Origin of the sequence: Anaerotruncus sp. G3(2012) (assembly GCF_000403395.2) — a bacterium.
Classification (GTDB): domain Bacteria; phylum Bacillota; class Clostridia; order Oscillospirales; family Ruminococcaceae; genus Anaerotruncus.
In genome coordinates this window covers 186,213-189,491 of sequence record NZ_KE159676.1, presented here as the reverse complement: position 1 = coordinate 189,491, position 3,279 = coordinate 186,213, and the positions used below count along the sequence as shown (strand labels likewise).

Below are 3,279 nucleotides of genomic sequence, written 5' to 3'. Positions count from 1 at the left end.
CTGGAACAACCGCCGTATCTGCTCCGCCAACGGCGGCCTTCCACCCGCTGTCAAGAGAGAGCGCTTCTATCTGTCCCTCACTGCGGCTGCTGCTTAGATCCTATATTCCTTGCGTGAATTGTGTCAACTCATATTGACAAAATCAAAGTTTATCCAGTACCTTTTCAATCTGTTCAAGCCGTGTCGTGATTTGGGGGATACGTTTCTGCTGTTTCTTCGTCTTGTCGGTCTGCTGCATGGCAAGGCTCTTTTTCACTAAGGCTTCAAACTCTGCCCTGTTGCTGATGGAGTATTCCGCGATTTTCTTCAACACGTCCGCCACGGTCTGCAAGAGTAAATTCGCGTCCATGATGTGCGGGGAATGGCACTTCGGGTTTTTGGCTTTTCCTTTGTGGTATTCACTGCAATAGGCAACGTGCCGCTTGCCGCCGTTCCTGTAATCTATGCGTATGTGCATTTTCGCGCCGCAGTCCTTACAGAAAAGCAAGCCCGACAAAGGGTGGATTTCCCCGTCCCCGTTGGGGCGTTTGACGGGGGCGTTTTCCAAAATTCGCTGTACGTTTTCAAAATCGGCGCGGTCAATAATCGGCTCATGCACGTTTTCCGTAATGTGCCACTGGCTTCTGTCTACATAGTGGTTTCGCTTGTCGCGGAAATGCTTGGTCGTTTTGAAGTTCACCACGTCGCCGCAATACTCCTGTCGTGTGAGGATATGGGTTAAGGTGGCTTTGTTCCATTTGTAGCGGTTATCTTCGTTGAGCGTCTTGTTTTTACACGTTCCCCGCCCTCGGTCTTTCATGTAGAAAGTGGGCGTTGGGATTTGCTCGTTTTTCAGAAATACGGCGATTTGGTTTCGGTTCTTCCCGTCAAGGAACAGGCGGAAAATAAGGCGGACAACTTTCGCGGCTTCTTCGTCAATTATCCAAAAATCCTTGTTGTCGGGGGCTTTGACATAGCCGTATGGGGCTTCGGTGGCAATCGGCTTTCCGCTCATGCCTTTGGTCTTAATGCCCGTTTTCACTTTCTTGCTGATGTCCTTTGCGTACCACTCCGACATGATATTGATGAACGGCGCAAACTCCAATGTGTCGGGGTTTTCGCTGTCTATCCCGTTGTTGACTGCGATAAAGCGCACATTGTTCCGTCTGAAAATCTCCATAGCGTTCCCCACTTGGAGATAGTCGCGCCCCCATCGGGTTAAGTCTTTCATAATACAGACGCCGATTTTGCCGTTTTCCACATCGTCCATCATGCGGGAGTAGGCGGAGCGGTCAAAAAACCTGCCGCTTTCGTCATCGTCAATGTAGTGTCGGATATTGGTTAATTTTAACTGTCTGGCATAGCTTTCCAGAAATTTCTTCTGGTTCTGTATGCTGTTGCTCTCGCCGCCGTCCCTGTCCTCGTCCCCTACGGAAAGCCGGGAATAAAGGGCTGTGATTTTACTGTAATCGTTCATTTGCGTTCCCTCCTGCGTCAATGTATGTAGTGATTACAGTTAAAATTATGCACTCCATCTTGCCGAACCATATTCCGCTCCGTGGCGGTATTTCTTGGCGTTCTTGCCTTTCAGGTACACCGTCAGCCGCACCAGCACCGCGCCCGCTATGCCGATACACAGGTCAAAGGGGTGGAAGCTGGGCAGGCCGTTGGCGAACGCCGCCGCCAGGCTGTCCATGAAGTGGAGCAGCTTTTGGGTGAGGTCAGCCCCAGCCGCCAGCCGATACGCCTCGCCCATCTTGCCGAACAGCCACACGAACAGCAGATAGGGCAGGTTGGTGATGATGATTTTCTTTACATCCGGCTTCACCGCTCCATCCCCCTTTCCCTGATCTTCTCCTTGGCCCGCTGAACATTCCGGCCAGCCGCTTCCCGTAGGACGGACAGTGTCTTGCGGATGGAGGGCTTGGTCTCCCGCGACAGCTTCTTGGCGGTGAACTCCTTGAAAGCCTGTTCCAGATTGTCCGCGTCCCGGCTCTTGAAGATCACGATGTAGTGGGGCGGCTGGGTGGTCTTGTCCTTTCGCAAGGTGAAGTCCACGCCGTATTTCTTGGCGCAGGGCTTGAAAGCGGCGATATTGGCGTCGGTGATCTCAATGTTGGACAACGCCGCCCCGTGCTGCTTCAACTGCTTTAGGCTCTGCTGGCCCTGATGGAGCTTGGGGCCGTGCTTCTGGGCCTCCAAAAACTTTTTCAGGGCCATTTGCAGCACTTGGGCCGTCAGCTTCCCGGTTTTCATGGATAATGCGATGGTCTTTTGAGTGACTTCCTCCTGCAAGCGTCATACCTCCTTTGCCAGAAGTCAGGGATAAAAGCTAAGGCGGCACTACCAGCCGCCGCAGGTAAATTTGCATCAGATACGCACCCGCAGACCGTTCAGATCGTCGGCCCGGATGCCCACCAGATACCAGTCGGCGGCGTACTCAATGCGGGTGGGTTTCCAGCGCCCGCCCACCATCACGTCGAAGCACTGTCCACAGTGCAGACCGCCGTAGTAGTCGGCCAGGTCAAAGCGGATGTCGTAGCGGTCTGTCCGCTCGTCGAAGATCAATGCGCCCTGTTTCATAGTCGGGGCCTCCTTTGTCAGATTTTGCCCTCCGCCATATCATGGGCGACGAGGGCGGTGTAGTAGCTTCCCATAGTGCTGGGGGCGTTGAACAGCACCGCCAGCAGGTATTTCTTGATGTTGCGGATTTTCGTGGTGTTCTCCCGCATACAGTCCATGACGAACTCAATGTGGCCGCTGTTCAGTTTCAGCAGCTTGGCCTTTACCAGCTCGGCGGGGTAGTCGTCCCCGGCGACACGGATTGTCTTGCGGGCTGTGCAGACGGTTTCCACCAGCAATTCCACGATGCCGTCCAATTCCTCCGGGTCGATCTTGGAGTGGTGCAGGAGGTGGTCGTATTCGATATTCTCCTTGATGATCTCCCGATAAATCTCAACGGCGCTCTGTGTGGCCGCTTCCGTTCCGTTCCTTTCCGGCGGCGAAGCCGCAACAGCCCCAGCGGGAGGGGGCGAAAGGGAGGGAAAGGAATGGGTAATTGATAGGTCAGTAATAGCTTGGTCTTTAGTTACTCTATCTTTATTTAGAAGCTGTATTCATAAGCGTTTAAGCAAGGTATGGAAATGAGAAATTTTGACGATAGTCTCAGCAGATGAGACGGATATCTCATAATCTTTACTGAGACGTCTGGAATGATTGAGCCAGGAGAGGGTGCGTTCAACTACCCAGCGCCAAGGGAGTCTTTCCCATTGGTGGGGCTTGATTTTCTCTGAAATATCG

At 53.0% G+C, this 3,279-nt stretch carries 2 protein-coding genes and 4 pseudogenes; all 6 read right to left on the bottom strand.

Going from position 1 to position 3,279, the window contains the following annotated elements; all coding sequences use genetic code 11:
* Window positions 1–145: 145 nt before the first annotated feature.
* Window positions 146–1,456: pseudogene (locus tag C814_RS17730) on the bottom strand (recombinase family protein); the annotation flags it as partial.
* A gap of 54 nt (window positions 1,457–1,510) precedes the next feature.
* Window positions 1,511–1,807, bottom strand: a pseudogene (locus C814_RS17725) (type IV secretory system conjugative DNA transfer family protein); the annotation flags it as partial.
* Window positions 1,804–2,274 (bottom strand): PcfB family protein, encoded by a 471-nt coding sequence (locus tag C814_RS17720; RefSeq protein ID WP_016316788.1) that lies wholly within the window; start codon window positions 2,272–2,274, stop codon window positions 1,804–1,806. The gene C814_RS17720 and the pseudogene C814_RS17725, both read right to left, overlap by 4 nt.
* A gap of 75 nt (window positions 2,275–2,349) precedes the next feature.
* Window positions 2,350–2,562, bottom strand: coding sequence for a DUF5348 domain-containing protein (locus tag C814_RS17715; protein WP_016316787.1), 213 nt, complete (start codon window positions 2,560–2,562; stop codon window positions 2,350–2,352).
* Window positions 2,563–2,579: 17 nt separating this feature from the next.
* Window positions 2,580–3,086 (bottom strand): annotated as a pseudogene (locus tag C814_RS23115) (DUF6017 domain-containing protein); the annotation flags it as partial.
* Window positions 3,087–3,095: 9 nt separating this feature from the next.
* Window positions 3,096–3,279, bottom strand: a pseudogene (locus tag C814_RS23840) (IS5/IS1182 family transposase); the annotation flags it as partial.

Bases quoted from the DNA above. Each gene is read 5' to 3' on its own strand.
- C814_RS17715 (WP_016316787.1), bottom strand. From the start codon at position 2,562: ATGAAACAGGGCGCATTGATCTTCGACGAGCGGACAGACCGCTACGAC.